The 19333-nt window shown below is 35.0% G+C and carries 19 protein-coding genes and 2 pseudogenes; all 21 read left to right on the top strand.

Annotated elements, in window-relative coordinates:
* Window positions 1-231 (top strand): annotated as a pseudogene (locus tag AC1Q8L_RS26795) (hypothetical protein); the annotation flags it as partial.
* Window positions 232-345: 114 nt separating this feature from the next.
* Window positions 346-624: a hypothetical protein gene (locus tag AC1Q8L_RS26800; RefSeq protein ID WP_081144037.1), complete on the top strand. Its 279-nt coding sequence runs from the start codon at window positions 346-348 to the stop codon at window positions 622-624.
* Window positions 625-719: 95 nt separating this feature from the next.
* Window positions 720-1232 (top strand): DEAD/DEAH box helicase family protein, encoded by a 513-nt coding sequence (locus tag AC1Q8L_RS26805; protein ID WP_098312024.1) that lies wholly within the window; start codon window positions 720-722, stop codon window positions 1230-1232.
* Window positions 1233-1269: 37 nt separating this feature from the next.
* Window positions 1270-3846 (top strand): VirD4-like conjugal transfer protein, CD1115 family, encoded by a 2577-nt coding sequence (locus AC1Q8L_RS26810; protein ID WP_098312025.1) that lies wholly within the window; start codon window positions 1270-1272, stop codon window positions 3844-3846.
* Window positions 3847-3903: 57 nt separating this feature from the next.
* Window positions 3904-4113, top strand: a complete 210-nt coding sequence (locus tag AC1Q8L_RS26815; protein ID WP_016128119.1) for a hypothetical protein — start codon at window positions 3904-3906, stop codon at window positions 4111-4113.
* A gap of 23 nt (window positions 4114-4136) precedes the next feature.
* A complete protein-coding gene (locus tag AC1Q8L_RS26820) occupies window positions 4137-6797 on the top strand; it encodes a pLS20_p028 family conjugation system transmembrane protein (protein WP_492339519.1) in 2661 nt (886 codons plus the stop codon).
* Between the two features lie 47 nt (window positions 6798-6844).
* Window positions 6845-7132 carry a DUF5592 family protein gene (locus AC1Q8L_RS26825; protein ID WP_001258281.1) on the top strand — a complete coding sequence of 96 codons (288 nt, stop codon included), beginning with the start codon at window positions 6845-6847 and terminating at the stop codon, window positions 7130-7132.
* Window positions 7133-7146: 14 nt separating this feature from the next.
* Complete coding sequence (locus AC1Q8L_RS26830; RefSeq protein WP_492339520.1) at window positions 7147-7956, top strand: TraC-like domain-containing protein; 810 nt, start codon at window positions 7147-7149, stop codon at window positions 7954-7956.
* Window positions 7957-7971: 15 nt separating this feature from the next.
* Window positions 7972-9909, top strand: a complete 1938-nt coding sequence (locus AC1Q8L_RS26835; protein ID WP_492339521.1) for a VirB4 family type IV secretion system protein — start codon at window positions 7972-7974, stop codon at window positions 9907-9909.
* Window positions 9910-9913: 4 nt separating this feature from the next.
* Entirely contained in the window at window positions 9914-11041 is a 1128-nt protein-coding gene (locus AC1Q8L_RS26840; RefSeq protein WP_492339522.1) for a bifunctional lytic transglycosylase/C40 family peptidase, read from the top strand.
* 27 nt (window positions 11042-11068) lie between these two features.
* On the top strand, window positions 11069-11647 hold the full coding sequence (locus AC1Q8L_RS26845; RefSeq protein ID WP_492339523.1) for a YddI family membrane protein: 579 nt from the start codon (window positions 11069-11071) through the stop codon (window positions 11645-11647).
* A gap of 21 nt (window positions 11648-11668) precedes the next feature.
* On the top strand, window positions 11669-12565 hold the full coding sequence (locus AC1Q8L_RS26850) for a hypothetical protein (protein ID WP_492339524.1): 897 nt from the start codon (window positions 11669-11671) through the stop codon (window positions 12563-12565).
* 260 nt (window positions 12566-12825) lie between these two features.
* The gene (locus tag AC1Q8L_RS26855; RefSeq protein ID WP_086424292.1) at window positions 12826-13086 is read left to right on the top strand and encodes a hypothetical protein; all 261 of its coding nucleotides are present in this window, start codon (window positions 12826-12828) and stop codon (window positions 13084-13086) included.
* The gene (mobP2, locus tag AC1Q8L_RS26860; protein ID WP_431170709.1) at window positions 13079-14272 is read left to right on the top strand and encodes a MobP2 family relaxase; all 1194 of its coding nucleotides are present in this window, start codon (window positions 13079-13081) and stop codon (window positions 14270-14272) included. Before AC1Q8L_RS26855 ends, mobP2 begins: the two co-directional genes overlap by 8 nt.
* Window positions 14273-14704 carry a hypothetical protein gene (locus AC1Q8L_RS26865; RefSeq protein ID WP_097947073.1) on the top strand — a complete coding sequence of 144 codons (432 nt, stop codon included), beginning with the start codon at window positions 14273-14275 and terminating at the stop codon, window positions 14702-14704.
* Between the two features lie 43 nt (window positions 14705-14747).
* Window positions 14748-15023 (top strand): hypothetical protein, encoded by a 276-nt coding sequence (locus tag AC1Q8L_RS26870; RefSeq protein WP_097822491.1) that lies wholly within the window; start codon window positions 14748-14750, stop codon window positions 15021-15023.
* Window positions 15016-16014: pseudogene (locus AC1Q8L_RS26875) on the top strand (LPD25 domain-containing protein); the annotation flags it as partial. The gene AC1Q8L_RS26870 and the pseudogene AC1Q8L_RS26875, both read left to right, overlap by 8 nt.
* Before the next feature lie 179 nt (window positions 16015-16193).
* Complete coding sequence (locus tag AC1Q8L_RS26880) at window positions 16194-17171, top strand: DUF3991 and TOPRIM domain-containing protein (RefSeq protein WP_098566834.1); 978 nt, start codon at window positions 16194-16196, stop codon at window positions 17169-17171.
* Complete coding sequence (locus tag AC1Q8L_RS26885; protein WP_098566835.1) at window positions 17164-17826, top strand: restriction endonuclease; 663 nt, start codon at window positions 17164-17166, stop codon at window positions 17824-17826. Before AC1Q8L_RS26880 ends, AC1Q8L_RS26885 begins: the two co-directional genes overlap by 8 nt.
* 303 nt (window positions 17827-18129) lie before the next feature.
* On the top strand, window positions 18130-18318 hold the full coding sequence (locus AC1Q8L_RS26890) for a hypothetical protein (protein WP_097822494.1): 189 nt from the start codon (window positions 18130-18132) through the stop codon (window positions 18316-18318).
* 296 nt (window positions 18319-18614) lie between these two features.
* A complete protein-coding gene (locus AC1Q8L_RS26895) occupies window positions 18615-18857 on the top strand; it encodes a helix-turn-helix domain-containing protein (RefSeq protein ID WP_097822495.1) in 243 nt (80 codons plus the stop codon).
* Window positions 18858-19333 lie beyond the last annotated feature (476 nt).

Here is a 19333-nt window from a genome sequence, read left to right on the forward strand (position 1 = left end):
CCAGAGAAGCCAACAGAACCGGAGAAGCCAACAACTCCAGAGAAGCCAACAGAACCGGAAAAACCAACAGAACCAGAGAAGCCAACAGAACCAGAGAAGCCAACAGAACCGGAGAAGCCAACAACTCCAGAGAAGCCAACAGAACCGGAAAAACCAACAGAACCAGAGAAACCAACGAATCAAGAAAAGCCAGTTCTGAAACAAAATGAAAAGATGGTAGCGAGTAAATAAAGAAAAATGATTAGAAATAATAAAGTCTTTTAAAAACAAGGTCTAAAACCTTTGATACCACGATTAATTGGAACTAAAATAAAAAATAAAGTTATTCAAAAAGGAGGATTTACAATGAAAATTCCGTTTAATACCCATACTATTTATGTTACTTTGGATGATGATAAAATTTATGAATTAAAGAGTGATTATACAAAAGTTGAAGTCTCGAAAATTCAAAATCCTAGTAGAGAAAAACCTGTAATGGTGCTTTATAAAAGCCAATTTGACTGTGCAAAAGGTTATTTATTAAATAAAGAAAATCCTTTCAAAATTGATAAAGAAGATGCAAAAATTTATCATCAGATTGGCTTCATAAGTGTCGAGGAATTAAACGACTTTATTATTTTTTAAAGAACTTTATTATTTGTCTACAAAAAAATCAACTGATATTGCCAAAAAGGTACTCATAAAAAGAGTACCTTTTTAATTTGAAAGGGGTCATATAGATGTTTGTTAATAGTGCAAATTTAGTACAAATTTCAAGTCTAGATAAAAGTTTAATGGTGGTAGGTCGAGTGGGAACAGGGAAAACGAGGGAACTGAAGAAAATGGCTTTAAGTTTATCAAAAGTTTTAGTGTTAGATCCAACGAGAGAATACGAAGACGAAGAATTTGAGAAGAAAACGGGTCATGTGACTCTACAACACTTGGAATGTGAATCGAGTGAAGGGTATGGGAATTTTAAAATTACAGAAGATGTAATAAATAAAGCTAAACAATATGAATATGTAATTGTAGATGAAACCAATTATTTAAGTCAGGAAGATTTTATATACTTTCTTCAACAAATGAAGGATTCCGATATAAAAGTAATAGCAAGTTTTCAACAAATGCCAACAGATGAACAAATTACTAAGAAATTTGGATATGTCATATCTTTAGATGTAACGAATGACTTCGATAAGATAATAGAATATGAGAAATATAATTATGATTCGGGCTTCGGCTTAAAGAAGTAATACGTGTGGCTAGATTGAACAGAGGTGATTCTTTGATATGTATAGTGAAAAGATATCAATCAAATATAAATTAGCTGAAAAAGAAGTACTCATTCCATTGAGTGCTTTTTTGTTTGTTGGCATGTTTTTGATCGCTAATTTTTTACTCAACTTATCTTTAGAGCTGATAGAAACAACATTTAGTGATTTATTACATCCTAAACCATTTCATGTGGAGGTAGGATTTCTTTTTCGGATGCCAATTGCAGAGCATCCAATATACTACTTGCTTGTTTTCCTTGTAGTGATTGGAACTATAGCGAGAACAGTGTATAAATTGAAATCTTCCTTTAAAAACTTAAATAATCATGAGAAAGGATCTAGTCGTTTTACAACAGTTGAGGAGCTGAAAAAGCAGTACCGAGCTGTACCAGATCGAGAGGAATCATTTAAAGGTGGCGGTGGTGTAGTTATCTCCCGATTAGGTGACAAGGTATTTATTGATGATAGCCCGGTAAACAATTTAATCATTGGTACAACACGCTCTGGTAAAGGAGAAACCTTTGTATTTCCTACAATTGATGTCTATTCTAGAGCGGAACATAAGCCATCTTTAATTTTTAACGATCCAAAGGGGGAATTGTTCAGCGCATCAAAAGAAACGCTGGAAGAACGAGGGTATCACATTGAAGTTTTGAATTTATTAACTCCACTTGATTCTATGAGTTATAACTTATTGCAGCTTGTCAAAGATGCTTATAAAGATGGAGATTATTCAACAGCGCAAGCACTATGTAAAACACTCTCTCACACTTTGTATTATAAACCAGGTGTTAAAGATCCTTTTTGGCAAGATTGCGCTATGAGCTTATGTAACGCCATGATTTTAGCCATAACAGATAAATGTATTGCAGAAGGAACGGAAGAAAAAATAACGATGTATGCAGTAGCTAACATGCTATCGGAACTTGGTTCGAAAGAAATAATTATAGATCCAGAGGAACCGCCGAAAAATGCTTTAGATTTATATTTTGAGAATTTACCATCAGACAGTGTTGCGAAAATGCAATATGCAACTTCTAATTTCTCAAAAGGGCAAGCTAGAGGTGGTATTTTTACACAAACAATGAACGGTTTATCTATTTTTACATTTGATGAAATCGCTAAAATGACCGCAAAAAATAGTGTGGATTTAAAACGTGTAGGTTTTGGAAAAACAATAAAAGGAAAAGTGACACCTAGAAAACGAATAGAAATTGTATTTCCGGATGGCTCAAAGGAGTCTATCAAATCAGATATTACGGGACGTTTTGCATTAGATTTTAAGAAAGTAATAAAAGTTGGGGATACCATTCAATTTAATGAAAAAGGAAATAAGAAAAAGAAAACATCTATTTCTATTATGAAAATAGATGAAAAGACAGGTGATACAGAATTTAAAGTAGTAGAAGAAAATGAAGATATACAAGTAATAACAGTGGACTATTTCGATAAACCAGTCGCTATTTTTATGATTACACCAGACTTTGATTCTTCAAATCATGTGATTGCTTCTATTTTTGTAAGGCAGCTTTATTTTATATTGGCAAAGGGTGCATCCCTCGCTCGTGGAGGGAAATGTCACCGTGAAGTGGTTTTTTGCTTAGATGAGTTTGGAAATATGCCGAGTATTGAAGGAATGGCAAATATTATCACGGTTTGTCTTGGTAGAAATGTTCGCTTTAACCTTGTAATCCAGGCATATGCACAATTGAAAAATAAGTATGGTGAGGATGCAGATACGATTGATGGAAACTGTGGGAATACAATTTACATTCTAACTAACGATCAAGAAACCGCCGAAAAAGTTTCTAAAAAACTAGGGAATCAGACGATTAATCTATCTTCCCGAAGTGGGAAAGGTCTTTCTACTGATAAAAATAAAACGGAAAGTCTAGATCAACGACCATTGTTAACAGCAAATGAACTTATGAATTTTAAAGAAGGTGAAAGTGCCGTTATTCGTGTTATAAAACGTCAGGATAATAACAGAAAACGGATTAGACCTCGCCCAATTTATAATACGGGAGAAACAGCCTTAAAATACAGATGGGAGTACTTAGGCGTAGAATTCGATACAGATAAATCTATTTTAGATATAGATATTGATTCTCTACATGATGATGTAAATCCAAAATCACTTATTGTAGATTTTCTAGGACAGAGAAAAGCAGAACAAATTGAGAAAAAAACTTCAGAACCAGAAAAAGTACAAAAACAAGAAGCTTCTTCCCAAATAGAGACACCGCAGCCAGTAGAAGAACCAACAATGATGGGAATTGATGAAGAGATTCCGGAAGAGGCGTTTCAGCAGGAAGATAGCCCGTTTGATTCTCTCTCCATTGAAAATTGGAAGGAAAAAACGGTTAATGAATTTTTTGAATCTGATTTAGCGGTTTTGAAACTAGTTGATAAGTTCTTTTTAGCGCAATTAGGTAAATCAATAGATGAGGTTGAAAATCAAGAAATGGGCGAGTTTTACAGTGAATTTCAAATGTTAGCTCACAATGACCACATCGACAAAAGTGTGTATCAAGCAGTCGAAAACAAGATTAATCGAATCTTACGGGATTTAGAAGAAAAAGTAACAAGTTAGAAAGCACTCAAATAATTGAGTGCTTTTTTGATTCCAAACATAAAGGAGGAAGAGGGAATGTGTGTACCGACAATAACGGATAAAATGCAATTGATTTTAGATAGCTACTCGCCATTTGTGACAGAAGAAAATGAGGTAATTCTTGGTCTAGAAGATGCGGTTCTTTTCCTTTCAGTAGATCGGGAACAAAAAGGGAAATTGATTATTCGTATCGACAGATTAAATGAAAGAGTGAGTTGGACAGCAAAAGAAGTATTGGGACAATAGCAAGTATGAGAGGAGGGTAAATCGTGAAAGATGAAGAGATTTTAAAGGTTTTAGAAACGTTCTCGGATTATCTTCAAGTAGGAGACATCGTGAATTATGTATTACGTTGGCTAGGATGGTTTCTAATTGTAGGCTTATCTTTAGTTGTAGATGCTTTAGAAGGTGTGACAGATGCCATACTGGGGATTAAAGGATTCTTTAATTCACCGGAAATACAAAATTTTGTTGATATGTTATATCCATTGTTTGTTGTTCTTTTAGCCATATCGTTTTTATATATTGGCTATATGTTCATTATGAACAAACAAATGAACCGTTCTCAAATTATCATCAATATTTTTATAACATTGAGTGTACTTTGTTTATTAAGTACTGGTATGACAAAGGTTGATAAGTTCACCGATGATGCCATAGCAGTTGTAAAATCAGAACAAAAAGGTTCCTTAAGTGATGAAATTATTAAGAAGAACATAACGGATATTGCAGTAATAGACCAAAATGGATGGAAAAAGAAAGAAGATCTGAATCCGAAAAATAATATTCCAGAAAAAAATATTAGACAAATAGATATTACAGAAAAAATTGATTCCGATTTCAAATTTACAAAAGACAAGGATTTATCAGATGGTGGTCAAAAAATCCTACAGAATAAAAGGGTGATGGATGCGTTAGGAGTTGCATCTTTAGCTGAATTGAAGGATGGATGGTTTGATTTCTTTCCAGAAAAGTATTATCGCTGGCACTGGAACTTTTGGAATATATTCTTTACTTTACTGATAACAGGATTAACTTTGTTATTGGTGAGTATTAAACTAGCTAGGTTATTTTATGAATTAGCATTTAACTACTTGTTAGCGAACATATTAGCACCAGCCGATGTTGCGAATGGTCAAAAGTTAAAAGCTGTATTATCTAATATCCTCAATATATTTATAGCAACGATTATGATATTCCTATCTTTGAAGCTATATCTAATTGGGACGGGATTTGTCCATGACAAATTAAATGGTGTACCGTATCTGATTGCATTAGCGGCATTTAGTATGGCAGTTCTAGATGGTCCGGCAGTCGTAGAAAGGTTATTTGGAATAGATATTGGATTAAAGAGCAGTTGGGGCATGTTAGTAGGTGGTTTCGCACTTGGTAAAGGAATTGGCAGTCTCGCAAATTCAAAACCTATGAAGAGTCTCGGAAATATGATTGGAAAAGGAGCGAAAGGTGCAGCAGAAGGAACGGGTGTTGCAGCAGTTAAAACAGCAAGTGCGGCAGCGATGGCAACAGGTGGCGTGGCTGGTCTTATAAGTGGTTTGAAAAAAGGGAATGAGTCTGAAAATAAAGAGTCCTTGCAAGATCAAATGAAAAAAGCGGATCAGAAAAAAGTAAATGGTAATGATTTAGCAAAAAAAGAAAAAGAAAAAGGTAACTTAAATAAGGAAAAAGATAAAAAGAATGGTGGTACGCCATCTATTCAAGAAGACATGAAAAAAGGAGGGAACGAAACCCCTGGGGTAGCAAATGGGCAAGAATCAGGAACAACAAGTCTTCAAGATGAAATGAAAGAGGCTGGAAAATCAAATGGAGCAAGTGAAGGAGTTCAAACACCAGAAACAGTAAGACAAGGAGCAAATGAAGGAAATCAAACATCAGGAACAGTAAGACAAGGAGCAAATGAAGGAGTTCAAACACCAGGAACAGTAAGACAAGGAGCAAATGAAGGAAATCAAACATCAGGAACAGTAAGACAAGGAGCAAATGAAGGAGTTCAAACATCAGGAACAGTAAGACAAGGAGTAAATGAAGGAAGTCAAACACCAGGAACGGTAAGACAAGGAGCAAATGAAGGAAGTCAAACACCAGGAACAGTAAGACAAGGAGCAAATGAAGGAAATCAAACACCAGGAACAGTAAGACAAGGAGCAAGTGAAGGAAGTCAAACACCAGGAACAGTAAGACAAGGAGCAAGTGAAGGAAGTCAAACACCAGGAACAGTAAGACAAGGAGCAAGTGAAGGAAGTCAAACATCAAGCCCGGCACCAATGGAAACATCAAGACCAGTACCAAGCGGAAGTAGTCCGGCACCAGTAGAAGCATCAAGACCAGTACCAAGCGGAAGTAGTTCGGCACCAGTAGAAGCACCAAGATCAGTACCAAGTGGAAGTAGCCCGGCACCAATGGAAGCGCCAAAATCAGCATCAAGCGGAGATAGCCCGGCACCAATGGAAACACCAAGATCAGTACCAAGTGGAGGAAGCCCGGCACCAATGGAAACACCAAGATCAGTACCAAGTGGAGGAAGCCCGGCATCAGTGGAAGCACCAAGATCAGTACCAAGTGGAAGTAGCCCGGCACCAGTGGAAGCGCCAAAATCAGCATCAAGCGGAGGAAGCCCGGCATCAGCCGACATCGTAACGGTGACACATAGTAGCCCAATTATTCCTTATGAAAGTGATAAAGAAGTGGCAGCAAGTAGAAGCCAGGAAACACGGACATTAGGACAATATACAACCGAAAAGGTTAAAAATACTACATCATCGGTAAAACAAAAAGTAAGAGGAGTACAAGAACGAATTAATACTTCTGAAACGGTACAAAATACAAAGCGTTTTTATCAAATGGGTCAAAATACGGGTAAAAGTTGGAGAGATATTGTAAACAAAAATAAAAAGAATACGGATAAAAAATAAGCGTAATCGTACGCTTATTTTTTATTGTCGAAAAGGAGGGAATCCCGATGAGAAGCTATCGGATTCCGAAGGAAATCAGTACAGAATTACGGATTAATAAAGTGCTTTATTTAATAGATTTCTTTTTATTAATTGGTTTATTAGTTGTAACGATGATTCTTAGGAACTTCGTACATGAGTCCTTTCAGTTACCATTTATTCTTTTCATGGTAGCTATTGCAATTATCATGATTTGGCGACCAAGTACGAATCCTCAAAAACGAATGTATGAAGTATTGATTATTACTTTGCTAAGAAGGAAAGGTGCATATTGCGCCATTGATAACGATCAATAAGGGAGGGATCACATATGGCGTTATTCAGCGAAAAAGATGTAGAGAAAGAAGAGCCAAAACAATTAGAAAAACCGAAGAAAAATGCATTTCGATTTAACGAAAAAAACGTAAAAGAATCAATTTCTGAACCAAAAGAAATTGTGAAGGTGGTACCCGACAAAAAGAAAGAAGAAAGAACAAAGGCAGAACCAAAAGTAAAAAAACAGAAGAAAGAAAAGCCAAAGAAAGACACTTCGAAAAAGAAAAATCCAAAACTGTTAGGTTTTTTATCTAGAAAAAAGAAAGAAGCGCCACCAAAGGTAAAGAAAAGTATTGCGGAAATTATGCAAATTGTAGACATGACGGAGGATGGCATATTTGAACTGAAAAATGAGGAGTTTTTAGAAATTCTTCAAGTCGAAGGTGACGATATGTTCTCTAAGAATAGCGATGAACAAGCATTTGTCATTTTCTCACATGCGTATTTTTATCAAGCCTACAAACAGTCCATTAAACTCGTTTTTTTAAACTTTCCATGTCAAACAACCGAACAACAACGTTATATAGAGAAGAAAATTAAAGAATGTACCAGTCCTTTGTATGAACGAATTTTAAATCAAAAGTTAAAAGAACTTCAGTTTTTAGAATGGGGCAGAACCAATCGTGAAGCCTTCTTATTTATTTATGGAGAAACGGAATTAATCGTAAAAGAACGTGTAGATGCAGCAAAACGATATATCAAGCGCTCTACTGAACTATTAGAGGTGGATGAAGAGAAAAAGTTAGAGCTTATGTTTAAATTGTTTAATCAAAATGCAAAATTAGGAACGAAAAATATATGGTAGTAAGGGGGCAATAATATGTTTGCGTTCAAGAGTAAAAAATCTAAAAAAGAAAAACAAGAGGAACTAAAAAAGAAGAAAGGCTACAACCCCTTTTTAGTGGCTAGAGTTCAGCCACAAGGGGGAATTAGTTTTAAAGAAAGTTATTTTCAAACAGGTGATGGATTAGGTACTTGCATTCATGTCTATGATTATCCAACAGAGGTAAATGATTTTTGGTTAGAACAAATTATGAATATGCCGAATGTGATCACAACATTAGATGTCATGAGTGATAATCGAAATGAAGTTGTTGAATCGATTAATAAATCTATGAGTGAACAAAGTGTTCGGCATGATACAGCGAAGGATAATATAGATCGGATCGATGCGAAAAATGAATTTTTAGAGCTGGAAGCTCTCTATACGGATTTGAAACAAGGTGAGGTCATGAAACGTATTCACATTCGTATTTATGTTTCCGCTAGAACAATAGATGAGCTAGAAAAACAAGTAAAAGAAATCCTGGAAACATTAGAATCTTATAACTTTCGAGGAGCTGTCTTTTTAAACGAACAAGAGTATGAATGGGATGCACTCGTAACGAGCTTTGATACACAAAAAAATTATGTGAACCGAAGAAAAGGGAAAGAAATTCCGGCAGTCAGTTTGGCTGGTGGGTGTCCGTTTCATTATTCTTATTTGCATGATCCATACGGTACGTATTATGGAACAACGAAAACAAAAGGAAATGTTATTTTTGATATCTTCCATAAAGACAATCAAAGAAAGAGTTATAACGGTGTAATGATTGGGAAGTCTGGTGCGGGGAAATCAACATTGTTAAAAAAGAAAAGTGTGGATTATGCAAGTAAGGGTCATTTTGTTCGGATATTTGATGTTGTAGAAGAGTTTACAGATACAGTGAAAGAACTAGGAGGAAAGACCATCTCATTAGACGGTTCTCAAGGTCAAATTAACCCACTTCAAGTGTACAAAACAGCAGAACTTGAAGAAGTTAGTTTCACTCAACATCTATCTAAATTGACAATTTTTTATCGTTTCATTGCGCCAGAAGCAAAAGATGATGAAATTAAAGAATATGAAAATTTGCTTCGTAAATTATATATTCGTATAGGATTATGGAATGACGAAAAAGGAGCGAAAAATGAAATTACAACAAGAAAATCAAAAGAATATCCGATTTTCTCTGACTTTTTAATGTTTGTTCGTAAAGAATTATATCAAGATGTAGAAGCTAGAAAGCATCATGATAATTTAGGAGACAGTAGAATTCATCGTTTAGAATTAATTGAATTAAATCTTACAAATTTAGTAGAAGCATATGCAGAATTATTTGATGGTCATACTTCAATTGAAGATTTCAAGAAAGAACAAGTTGTATCCTTTTCCTTACGGAATATATCCAGCTTTAAACCAGAAGTATTCCAGGCACAGATCTTTAATGTGTTAAATCTCCTTTGGGATGAAATGATTTCAAATGGTGCGCCTCAATTAAAAGCCTTTAACAAAAAGCAACTTGCTTTTGAAGATGTAACTCGTTATTTTATTATTATTGACGAGGCGCATCATATCATCAACACGAAAAAAGAAAGCGCTCATGCGCTACAATTTTTAACAAAACTTAGTCGTGAAGATCGAAAATACTTTGCAGGTCTTTTATATGCAAGTCATACAATTCGAGATTTTGTACCGGAAGGATCTTCGCAAGAAATGATTGATGAAATTAAAAAGCTATTTGAACTTACACAGTACAAATTTATTATGCAGCAAGATAATAACAGTTTAGATATGTTGAGAAAAGTATTCGCAGGACAGTTAAGTGAAAGTGAAATTGCAGCGATACCACATTTGCCAACAGGGGATGTCATCTTAAGTATTGGGGCTGTAAAAAACATTCACTTCCATGTAGAGGTAACGGACGAAGAATTAATGTTATTCGGGGGAGGTGCTTAATACCATGCATCTAGTTTTGAAGGTTATACCAAAGAAATGGCTCATCACTTTAGCGCTACTTGTGATGGGTCTTTTTTCTTTTCTTTTACTTGGAGTGGTTAGTATTTTCATAGCAGCAATGGGGAGCGATAGTGGAACAGACACAGGTGATATTACGTATACAGGTGAAGGGCAAGTCATGAATGTTTCGCCCGAAGTTTTAAAATGGGAGCCAACTATTCGGAAGCATGCGAAAGCCTTTGGTGTAGAACCGTTTGTTGCTTTAATGCTTGCACAAATGATGCAAGAAAGCGGAGGACGTGGTAGTGATCCGATGCAGAGTTCCGAAGGCGCATTTAATACGAAATATTGTAAATCACCAAACTGTATTACAGATCCAGATTACAGCATATGGGCTGGCGTACAGGAGTTTAAACATGCGATAGAAAGAGCTGGTGTAACGAGTCCTGGTGACATGGATCATATCAAAACAGCCCTCCAAGCGTACAACTTCGGAACAGGATTTTTTGATTTTGTGAACTCAAATGGTGGTAAATATACAAAGGAATTAGCGATAAAATTCTCACAGGAACAATACAAAAAAGTAGCCCACACGGGTATGTATCATTGTCTTAGACCAGAAGCCGTACCGTATCAAGCGTGTTATGGCGATATCCTGTACGTCGATGCGGTTTTGAAATATTATCAACCGGGTTCTGTCGTTTCTGGTGGTGGAGGAAATCCAGGAAGTGGAGGAAGTAGCGGTTCAAAAGTTGCCGATGTAGGTCGTCAATGGATAGGACGTTCTACATATGTATTTGGTGGAGGACGTAACACAAATGACATTGCAAGAGGGATTTTTGATTGTAGTAGTTTTGTACGCTGGGCATTCGAACAAGTAGGAATGTATACCAGCCCAATAGGAGAGGTAAGTACGGAAACATTAAATAGAATCGGTACAAAAGTATCAGCGAATGACATGAAACCGGGTGATGTTATTTTCTTTGATACCTACAAACATGACGGACATGTGGGCATTGTAATTGATAAGAATACTTTCATTGGTTGCCAAACAAATAAAGGTGTTTCTATTGAAGATTTAAATAATCCGTATTGGAAAAAGGTCTTTTCTGGTCATGTAAGAAGGTTCTAAAAACCGAAAGAATAGGAGACTAAAAGAATGAAAGATAAACGGAAATCCTTGTTTATTGTGTTTGTCATTTTAGTTGTAGGTGTAACAGCTTTTAATATCTATTTGAGCAAAAAATCAATGAGTGATGGCAAAGAAAAGCAGTTAAAACTTTCAAATGAATTACTAACAAAGCAAAATGAAGACTTAAAAAAACGATTGGATAAGGTACTTCCTTCCGCACAAGAACAACAGAGAAGGGCGTATTTATCGACAGCCGAAACGTTTATACAATTATCATTTCATCGAGAAAAAGAAGGCTACAGTGAGCGAAAAGAAATAGCAAAATCCATTATGAGTGAAGAACTATTACAACAATTTTATCCAACTGATAAATACGAATTAGGAGATACGTATAAAACGAAACCAATAGAAATGAAGTTTTATTTACAAGAAAATGAACCCGATAAAGAGGAGGTAAATGTGTTAGCAGAATTTATAAATGTCACGACAGATTCAACGCAAAATCGAGAAGAAAAAGTAAACAGTGTGTTACGAATCATCATGAAAAAAGAAAATGAAACATGGCGAGTTACAAGTGTGGAAGAGTTAAATATGAAAGTTTTATAACCAAAAAGGTGGGGTGAGAATGTGATAGGAGCGATTGGTAAGAAGAGTGAAAGAATCAATCTAAGAAAAAATAAGTCGTGGATCTACTTAACAATTATCAGCTTTCTATTTTTGGGTTTTTTCGCTTTCTTGACATCAAAAATTTACATGCCAAACGATGAAAAACTATTCCATACAGAGACAAATAAAGTAATTAAGTTGTCGGGTATGGGGAAATTGATTGTAGAGAAAAGGGAATACAATCCACATAAAAACTTTATACAAATTTACTTTCGATTAGAAGGATATGAGGAAACAGGATATACATTTAAAGCACAGCAAAAAGCAAATCCAGGTGTTCAATTACCTGTCAAAGTATTGTACGAGGAGAACGGAAAATACGTAGTAGAAGTGAAAGACATATCTCCGAATTGGGGAGCGTTAGCATTCGATATTTACAATAAAAATGGTGAGAAAGAACAAATGGATATTCGTAAATTTACACTAGATGTGAACGAATATGAAGAAGAAAATGCAGCAACCAAAAGCCCGAATAAATTAGTTCAGACGATTTTTACCGATCAAAGAAAAACAAAAGCGAATGACGAATTGATAGCTGAAGATAAAAAAACATATGAGCTAGATTTTATAGAAAGAGACAAAAAGGATATCGAAACAAAGATAAAAAATTATGGGAAAGCAATTAAACTGGAAGAAGAAAATGCGAAGACAGTTTATGAAAAAGTAAAAGAATTACAAGATGAAATGAAGTACCAAACGGAAGCAGAAAAAACGGAAACACAATCAAAAATAGCATCCTTAGAATCAAAAATAAAATCATCAGAAAAGAACGTTGAATTGTTTAAAGGCGAACAAAAAATTGCACGAGAAAAGATCGAAAAATTAGAGCAAAAGGCACAAGAAATAAATAAAAAGTGAAAAAAGTCATGTCGTCAGTGAGTACTCACCAGTGAAATTTGAGTACTTATTGAGTGCTCATCTGTTGGTTTTTGTATCGTCAGTGAGTACTCATCAGTTTAATTTGTGTCATCAGTGAGTACTCACCTTGCAGTTTTTCTTGTTCCCATCGTTTTGCTAGGCTCCGCCTAGCTTCACACCTTAGGTGGGAACAAAAACCCCTTATGCTCTTCTCACTATTTTTTGATCTCTACCCAGAATTGCAGAAAGGAGAGGGAAAAGTGGAAATTAGAATAAGAGAAGTAGATCCAATTGCCGTAAAGAAAATAGATGAAATGGCAAAGCGGAACGGATTATCCCGGCAAAAATTTTTGAAAGCTCAAATTGAAATGTTGGCATTTTTTCAGCAACAAAATAAAAGGGAAATGGAATTGGAAAATCTGATTGAAAAGAACATCCATATGATGAGTGATTGTTATAGCGCAATGGAAAAAATGAATGAGTTTATTCAAATGATGATGCAGGATGTTGAAAATGAGTAATACCGTCCCTGTTCAATCATCAGTCACACCAGGTGTTGTTTTGAAAACGAAATTTGTGTTACCAAGTTCCGATGCGTTTCAGAACTATATCGAGTATGTAGATCGAGAGGAAGCGAAAGGTGAAGTGAAGCTGAATCCGAAAATGTTTGAAACGTATCAAGATTATATGGGGAATCCAGAAAAGACATCGGCACTGTTTACAGAACATGCAAACCGTTTAACAGAAAGGGAGAAAAAATCCTTAAAGGAAATGTTTAAAACCGCTCACGAAAATGGAAGTATCATGTGGCAAGATGTCATTTCTTTTCATAATCCTTGGTTAGAAGAACAAGGCATTTATGATGAGAAAACAAAAACATTGGATGAAAAAAAGTTGATGGATGTAACACGGCTTGCGATGAAGGAAATGCAAAAAAGAGAGGGATTGGAAAAGAGCTCTATTTGGTCGGCAGCCATTCATTTTAATACAGATAATATTCACATACATGTAGCAACTGTTGAACCATTCCCAACGAGAGAACGTGGTAAAAGAAAGCCGAAAACATTAGATGCGATGAAGGGAAAAGTCATAAATAATTTGTTAGATCGTAAGCTGGAACAAAAACAAATTAACGATTTAATTCGAAATAACATGGTGGGAAGTAAAAAAGAGGATTCCGTTTTTAATTGGCGCAATCAACATTTGAAACCGTTGTTTTTACAAATCTATAAACAGTTACCAAGTGATAAAAGACAGTGGCAATATAGCTACAATACCATTCAACCATTAAAGCCAGAAATTCATGAATTAAGCAGGCGATACATTCAACATCATCATAAAAAAGATTACGAACAGTTTCTCCAAAAGTTAGATAAAGAAGTGCAAGTTTTTAAAGAAGCATATGGGGAAGGGAAGTATGATAAGAAACAATATGAAAATTATAAAACGAATAAAATCAATGACCTGTATAAAAGAATGGGGAACGCTTTTTTACAAGAAATGAAAGCATATGATAAAGAACAAAAGAGAATCCATCACATGAAAAAATCAAAGCCGTTTCGAAAATTTCAGCAGAATGTATCTATTCAGTACTCTATGAAAAAAGTGGAGGGTGCTTTTAAAAGTGAATATGAAAGTTGGAAGAACCAAAAGTACTACGAACGTATGCAAAAAGAAAGTGCATATCAAAACGAGAGGGGTTATTAAATGAGTACAATTAGAAGGCAAGTAACGATGGATCAAGCGACAGAAGATTATATAAAGGATTATATGGAAGAACACGGAATTCGATATACAGGCGAAGCGATGGGAAGAATTTGCAAGGAACATGAAGCAGCCAAAAGTACAGAATGGTCACTAAATTATATAACGGAAGTAGTATCGAATAACTTACACGATGTGTTAAAAAGTGAGCTAACAAAAATACGTCTTGGTGCAAATAGTGCGGATAGAAATACACAAGTTTTAATTGAATTATTAAATGGTTATTTCTTTTTAGAGGGTGTAGATAGCATTATTACGACTGATAAACAAGAGATGGAAAGTGTGAAGATGGCAAAAGAAGTCGTAGCGGAACGCATCAGTAATGCACGACAAAAACGTTTAGATCATGAGGCATCAAAGAACAATGTAACGTAAGCTACATTGTTCTTTTTTATAAAAAAAATAGGAGGTTTTAAGGATGTTATTATTCCATGAAGATATCGCATTAGGAGTCATTAAAGAAATTGGAGAAGATGATATTGTGTTGCTTGTAAAAGAGGAAGAATTAACAATTAAAATTACAAGAAAACAAGTGAGAGAACTAGCAATCCATGTTATGAATCAAGAAAATATGTTAGTTCCGGTTAATGTAAAAACTCATGAGCTGTTCTTTGATACATCTGAAAGATGGAATGAAGAAGAAATGGAGGAATTGCAAAAAGTGAGTGAAAGGGTAGGCGAAGTACATGGGTGAAAATTATAAGAATAAGTATCAAACAAAATCATCGGAAGAAAAGAACGAAGAGGTGCAAACTTTAACAAAAAAGATAGGGAAAGCACAAGAAAGTACATTAGAAAAATCGAAAGAAACACCTAATCATTTAGTTACAATTGAAGTGTTAACGAAGTATATGCAAGATGAAGAAGTTGCAAGAATCCACATGATGGATGCTGTTACGAAAGATATAAATTATTTGTCTGTATGGAATCAAGATAAAACAGATTGGAACGATTTATATGTTTCCCTAATGGAGAAGAACGGGAAGCGTGAAAATGTCTATTTAGATAACATTTTGAAACCAGATTTATATGAAAAGGTTCAAAGTTCTATTTTTGATGGAAGAGGAAATTTATCATTTGTTATTCATGAAAAGGATGCAAATATGAGTCTAGATGAACTCGTAAAAGGTGAACGATATGGAATCTTAGCTGATAAAGAGAAGGAACAAAAAGATCACTCATTTAATGAAAAAGCCGTGGAATTGTATAAAGAAATGAAAAAGGAAGGATATGCACCTATTGCCTCTTTAGATCAACAAATTCAGCCTTCAAAAGAAAAAGAATCAACTACATTAGATAAGGATTTAAGCCGGAAATACGAAGCATACAGACGTTCACAATATGAAGAAACACCAGATAATATTGATAGTATTGTCACTCGTGTAAAAGCTGAAGAGCGATATTATACAACAAAGTATGTTTCCATTGATAATGAGTTGGTAAGCCAGGAACACGTAGTAAAATTAGAAAGCCAGGTGGATGAGAAGCTTGGAAAAGAAGGAATAACGGTGAATCAGTCAATAACTTCAAAGGACATGGATATAGATAAAAAAATTCAGCCATTGAGCGGAAAACAAACGAATAAGAAAAAAGAGGAAAAGAGCCTGGAGTCCGGTAGTGTAGAGCAATCAAAGGCTACAAAGAAATCAAGTAGAAAAAGAGAAACAATGGAAATGGAACGATGAAAAATTTTATAGCTAGAAGAACAGATTAAATCATTTTTTGTTACTCAATTGAGATAACGGAGAGTAATTTTTTTATATCTAAAAATGAAATGTATCAACTATACGTAGCAAAAGAGGACTAGGAAACGGAATAGTCCTCTTTTTTATTTCATTTTATAGAGTAAAGGGGGGATTCCGTAATGGCATATGTCAGTGCGGAGGATGCGATGGAAGCAAGAAAAGTTGACTTGATTTCATATCTGGAAGCAAAAGGAGAAACGTTTAAGAAAGAAGGAAACTATTATCGCCATACGGAGCATGACAGTCTCATCATCAAAGGGAATCAGTACGCTTGGAATAGTCGAGGGGAAAAAGGATATGGAGCGATTAGCTTTGCAATGATGTACTATGACATGACATTTCCACAAGCTGTGATGGACATTCAGAAGGGGGACTACAAAGAGTTTGATCGTTCAAAAGCTGAAGAGGAGCGTAAAAAAGAGCAACAGCCATTTAGTTATCCAAAACACTTGGAAGTAAATAAGCAAACAGAGATAAAGGAATATCTAATTCATGAACGGAAAATAGATCCTCGCCTGGTGAATTGGCTGATTAAAAAGGATTTCATCGCCCAGGATAAGAAAAATAATGTGGTGTTCAAATGGAGGGAAGAAGGAGGCAAAGGGCAAGTCATTGGAATGAACCGTCAAGGTACGGTCAAAATGGAGAATAAAAGGGGTAGTTTTAAGCAAATTGTCCCGAATTATGAAAAAATCAATGCCGGTTTTACGGTTGATGTAGGTAAACCGGATAAGATTTATTTTTATGAAGATCCAATCGACATGTTATCTCATTGGAGCATTAAACAAAATAATATCCAAAACGCTCGCTTGGTTTCTATGCATGGATTAAAGTCAAAAACAGTGATTCAATCTTTAATGGATGCGAAAAAAGAAGGACACGATATTAAAGAGGTCATCATGGCAGTTGATAACGATAAGGCTGGAAAAGACTTCATTCAGACAATGAAATGCTTTGTAGATCTTAAAGAGGATATTCCAACAAACGAAAAGGATTGGAACGATGTCCGAAAGAAACAAATGAGTGAGCAACAGGCAAAAGAAACCGCCCAACCAAAGAAAATGAAACCAATTAAAGAGGTGGAGCGAAGTGTCTAATCTACCAGAAATGCCAAACATATTACAAATTTTGATGTATGGTTTTATCCTTTATGTTCTTTTTCGTATTTGTAAATTTATGTACCGGAAGATTCAGCAGCGAAGAATATTAAAGCGAATGGCTAAGTCCGGTATTCGCTATATAGACAAAATGGACGGCCATCAATTCGAAGTATACCTAAAATCTCTCTTCCGAGAGTTGGGTTATTCTCCAACAGTCACAAAGCAATCAAATGATTTCGGAGCGGATCTGGTATTGAAGGGGAAGAATCGTATTGTAATCCAGGCGAAACGCTACGGAATGAAAAATAGAGTCGGCATCAGTGCCGTACAGGAGATATATGCAGCGCAAGCCTATTATAAAGCACACGAGGGCTGGGTTGTAACAAACAGTGTGTATACAAGGCAGGCGAAAGAATTAGCGGAAGCTTGTCATATAAAACTTATAGATCGTGTAGAACTTCAGAAATTGATTAATAAAATCAATCCCGAATATTCGGCTGAAGATGTGTATCAAGGGATAAAACCTGCAGAACGGAAATGTCCCACATGTAGACATGATTTAGTGGTTCGTAATTCAAATAAAACAGGAAATAAGTTTTTTGATTGTTCTCAATATCCTACATGTACATATACAGAACCAATTAATACATGAGCTGTGATGAAAATCCAGCTCTTTTGTTATTTTTAGGAATTAACTTGAAAAAATCATACTCTCATCAAAAAACGGCTTCTCAGATTTCGATATAAACAATGTTTATTTAAAAGATAATGACATAAGACCTAAATAACAAAGGATACGTTGTAGGCGAAAATAATCAGTTTAAAGTGAGTTAGGGATGTTATAAAGAATTTTTTATAAAACATCTGAAAAATAAATAAATAACCTTGTAAGGTTGATTGTTTTGCTATAAAATAACCTTATAAGGTTATTTTATAAAGGTAAGGAGTGAGAATATTGGAGAATACAGTAAAAGAAATCATTGATGATTTAGAGTATCTGTTTAAGAATGGAGAAATTGGCATGGAAGTAAGTAATTCGGCTTACTATCAGAGGTTTTGTAAAGTACTGGATGCAACAGAAATACACTATGATTTACACATTCATGAATATGATGAGGATTCCCTAGTTGTTAAATTAGTATAAAATACAAATGTTTAAGGGGTTAATGTTCTTAAAGTATAAAAAGGGAATAGGGAGGAAAAAGATATGAAAATCGGTGCATCTGAATGGCTTTCTCTTAGTAAGGATATTAAACTGAAGTTGATCCGTTTGGCTGTCATAGATAGTAAATATAAACAAGCAAAATAAAAACCCTTCATTTGCTTAACAGCAAACAAAGGGCTTAGTTAATGAGTGACTGAAGAAGAAGGAAATCTAGTCCATTTCCTTCTTTATTTATTGTAACATAAAAGGAAAAGCACAAACAAAGGAGGTTTCCCATGAAAGAAATTGATAAATACATGACACCATCTGAAGCAGCTTTTTATTGGGGGATTCCTCGTGAGACAATTAAGAATAAATATAGCCCCTCTCTAATGAACGAGAAGCAATTAGATGAATTAGAGCGCATGCTACAAGAAGGGTTAGTGAAGTACTTTTTGCATCCTGAAGGGAAGCGTAAGGAATGGATTATAAGCCGACAGGCAATGTATGAATGGTTTGGAGAACCAAAGGACAAATAAGAAGGGATGATAAAAATGTAAGGAGAAACATTTTCGCTGTGGGAGGATTTAAGAGTACATTTCTTTTAATTATTTGGTTTTGGATCGTTATGTTTTTGCTATTTGGTGAAAGCTTGCTACAATAGAAGCAAGTCCAATAAGAAATACCCTTAGGCAGCTCTCATAGATTTATGGTCTATGGGGGCTTTAAATTACAACCCATAATAATTTCACGTACCGTATTAAATAATTAAAAACATACCAAAACTTAACAAAGGCGTCACTAGTATCTCGTTTTTACTAACTCTCTAAACAAATATTAATCAAAAACTTAGAAGTATCATGAATATGTTGTATATGATTAGGCGATAATGTCTACTACACCATTTCCTGATAAAATTCAAGGTTCTCTTCATTATTTTTTTTCAATTCGCTTGAACTCTTTGAAGTTCTTTGTTATATTTAACGTAGTTGTTATGTTGCAGACTAGCAACTAC

This window comes from Bacillus sp. GW823-FHT06A11, assembly GCF_058795355.1.

Excerpts from the sequence above, each read along its gene's own strand:
- AC1Q8L_RS26825 (WP_001258281.1), top strand. The coding sequence starts at position 6,845 with ATGAGAAGCTATCGGATTCCGAAGGAAATCAGTACAGAATTACGGATT.
- AC1Q8L_RS26800 (WP_081144037.1), top strand. The coding sequence starts at position 346 with ATGAAAATTCCGTTTAATACCCATACTATTTATGTTACTTTGGATGAT.
- mobP2 (WP_431170709.1), top strand. The coding sequence starts at position 13,079 with ATGAGTAATACCGTCCCTGTTCAATCATCAGTCACACCAGGTGTTGTT.
- AC1Q8L_RS26830 (WP_492339520.1), top strand. The coding sequence starts at position 7,147 with ATGGCGTTATTCAGCGAAAAAGATGTAGAGAAAGAAGAGCCAAAACAA.
- AC1Q8L_RS26810 (WP_098312025.1), top strand. The coding sequence starts at position 1,270 with ATGTATAGTGAAAAGATATCAATCAAATATAAATTAGCTGAAAAAGAA.
- AC1Q8L_RS26815 (WP_016128119.1), top strand. The coding sequence starts at position 3,904 with ATGTGTGTACCGACAATAACGGATAAAATGCAATTGATTTTAGATAGC.
- AC1Q8L_RS26835 (WP_492339521.1), top strand. The coding sequence starts at position 7,972 with ATGTTTGCGTTCAAGAGTAAAAAATCTAAAAAAGAAAAACAAGAGGAA.
- AC1Q8L_RS26845 (WP_492339523.1), top strand. The coding sequence starts at position 11,069 with ATGAAAGATAAACGGAAATCCTTGTTTATTGTGTTTGTCATTTTAGTT.
- AC1Q8L_RS26870 (WP_097822491.1), top strand. The coding sequence starts at position 14,748 with ATGTTATTATTCCATGAAGATATCGCATTAGGAGTCATTAAAGAAATT.
- AC1Q8L_RS26840 (WP_492339522.1), top strand. The coding sequence starts at position 9,914 with ATGCATCTAGTTTTGAAGGTTATACCAAAGAAATGGCTCATCACTTTA.
- AC1Q8L_RS26880 (WP_098566834.1), top strand. The coding sequence starts at position 16,194 with ATGGCATATGTCAGTGCGGAGGATGCGATGGAAGCAAGAAAAGTTGAC.
- AC1Q8L_RS26865 (WP_097947073.1), top strand. The coding sequence starts at position 14,273 with ATGAGTACAATTAGAAGGCAAGTAACGATGGATCAAGCGACAGAAGAT.
- AC1Q8L_RS26805 (WP_098312024.1), top strand. The coding sequence starts at position 720 with ATGTTTGTTAATAGTGCAAATTTAGTACAAATTTCAAGTCTAGATAAA.
- AC1Q8L_RS26895 (WP_097822495.1), top strand. The coding sequence starts at position 18,615 with ATGAAAGAAATTGATAAATACATGACACCATCTGAAGCAGCTTTTTAT.